We start from the raw sequence: 2,075 nt of genomic DNA, 5'->3' as shown, positions 1-2,075 counted from the left end.
CTTCGGTAAGCAATAAATCAGCCGGCTTGCTGGCCTTGTCGGTTCGTTCCACAAAGGTGTCGAGTGCGCCGGCTAATTCGGCCACATCAAACCCTTCAAGCTTAAGTTCACGGCTCGCTTGCCAGACCTGCTTTAAGTAACTCAGACGAGCTAGCTGAAAAGTTCGCGCTGCGTCCAATCGTTTTTGATCATCAAACCAAAATGACAACCACCCTTGCAGATATTCAGTGGGTCGATACTCGCTTTGCGGTGTAAACCATTCAACCTCAGTTGCCATATGCAGTGGCGTACCGCCACCTCCACAGAAGCCAACCAGCACACCCGCTTGCGACAGCATACGCATCGCCGCTTGGGTGATTGATGTGCCAGTCCCGAGCAACAACACCGTGGTATTGGCAATGGGGATATTAAAGTAGAGGTTTTCGCGTTTCGCCTCCGCCAAGTACAACACACGCCCGTCTTTTTGCATCACACGGCAATGCTCGAGGTAGTACATATTGGCGCGTTTAGAATGAAGGATGGTTTTAAGATCCGAGGGCGAGAGATCGTCCATGGGTGTCCCTTTCGTGATTGTCCCGAGTGACAAAACAGATCACTCTCAAGAGCAAGAAAAGTAACACAAACCGCATCGATTGCCCGTGAAACAAGGCACACTTTAATGTTTGGAGGAAGATCGCAGTCTGCTGTCTGTGTGATTGTTATGCGAATCAGATAACACTAATCGCACAAGGTTGCTCGAGATGACTCGGTATGATAAGTGGATTTTGACCCACAGAAAATTATCATATATGATAATAAGAAGTGAAAGATGAACTGGAACATTGTTTTTTACCAAGGCGTGGAGGAGAGCATTCTCAACATGCCTCCTAAGATTCAAGCGCGAATGCTCAAGCTGCTTGAACTAATAGAAAAACATGGCGCAAACTTAGGTCCTCCTCACACAGAATCAATAGGTAACGGCCTGTTTGAAATTCGCGCCAAAGCAAAAGAAGGGATCGGACGAAGTCTATTCTGCTATTTAGACGGTCCCAACATCTATATCCTTCATGCATTTGTGAAGAAAAGCCAAAAGACACCAAAGAAAGACTTAGCATTGGCAACAGGGCGTATGAAAGAGGTGAAAAGTGAATAGCCTACAAGCACTAAAAGCGAAAGCATTGCAAAACCCAGACGTGAAACAAGCATACGATGAATTGACGCCTGAGTTTGAATTGATCGATATGTTACTCAGTATGCGTAAGCAGGCCGGGCTAACTCAACAGCAGGTTGCAGAACGTATGGGGACGAAAGAAGGCAATATTTCTCGACTTGAAAAAGGGAAAGGTAATCCAACCCTTAAAACCCTGCTTAGCTATGCAAAAGCATGCAATTGCAAGCTTAACTTTGGCTATAAACATGCGTCAAATTAACGTATATAGTCATTGCTAGTCATACGCTTTTATTGACCTTGAACCATCCCCCTACTTCCTCGATGCCACGACCCACTAACAATGAACTGACATAAAAAACAATTATTTTCAGTATCTAAGCTGCCTATGCGTAGGTCGGCATAAGCGCCAACTCGATCGTACAAGCTTGGTGTGATTTACGCCGCGCGCCATCCGACATCGTCGTTAAAATTGGCACTGATCGTGACAGGCGCCCGTTGGCAATTTGCACATATCCAACACCGTGCTGGGGCTTGTGTCATCGTCGCTGCCTGTGCGTAGGTCGGCATAAGCGCCAACTCGATCGTGCAAACTTGGTATGACTTACGCCGCGCGCCATCCGACATCGTCGTTAAAATTGGCACTGATCGTGACAGGCGCCCGTTGGCAATTTGCCATATCCAACATTGCGCTGGGGCTTGTGTCATCGTCGCTGCCTGTGCGTAGATACCATCTCTCCGAACCATCCGTAAAGGGTTATGTAACCACTTGCGGGTGGTATTCGCTTTGATGTTTCACCACACCAAAACAAATCTGTACCAGCTTGCGCATTCCAGCTCCTAAAGCCTGCATTTTACTTTTACCGTTTTCCATTAGGCGCCGACATTGTGCCTGGATATCCGGGTTATATCTCAAGCAAACAACTGC

At 47.1% G+C, this 2,075-nt stretch carries 3 protein-coding genes; 2 read left to right on the top strand and 1 reads right to left on the bottom strand.

Annotation, left to right across the window (positions count from 1 at the left end; genetic code table 11):
• Positions 1-553 (bottom strand): type I-F CRISPR-associated endonuclease Cas1f (cas1f, locus tag DZ54_RS0115965; protein ID WP_025675169.1); only part of this gene is annotated, 553 nt, incomplete at its 3' end.
• A 255-nt stretch (positions 554-808) separates the two neighbouring features.
• On the opposite strand from cas1f, the gene DZ54_RS0115960 reads away from it, so the two are divergent.
• Positions 809-1,132, top strand: coding sequence for a type II toxin-antitoxin system RelE/ParE family toxin (locus DZ54_RS0115960; RefSeq protein WP_025675167.1), 324 nt, complete (start codon positions 809-811; stop codon positions 1,130-1,132).
• Positions 1,125-1,409, top strand: a complete 285-nt coding sequence (locus tag DZ54_RS0115955) for a helix-turn-helix domain-containing protein (protein ID WP_025675165.1) — start codon at positions 1,125-1,127, stop codon at positions 1,407-1,409. Before DZ54_RS0115960 ends, DZ54_RS0115955 begins: the two co-directional genes overlap by 8 nt.
• The last annotated feature ends 666 nt before the right edge of the window (positions 1,410-2,075 follow it).

It is taken from the genome of Salinivibrio socompensis S35 (assembly GCF_000513715.1).
GTDB classification, from domain to species: domain Bacteria; phylum Pseudomonadota; class Gammaproteobacteria; order Enterobacterales; family Vibrionaceae; genus Salinivibrio; species Salinivibrio socompensis.
This window is presented reverse-complemented; position numbering and strand designations above follow the sequence as displayed.

Coding starts and splice junctions, on each gene's coding strand:
- DZ54_RS0115960 (WP_025675167.1), top strand. CDS start 809: ATGAACTGGAACATTGTTTTTTACCAAGGCGTGGAGGAGAGCATTCTC.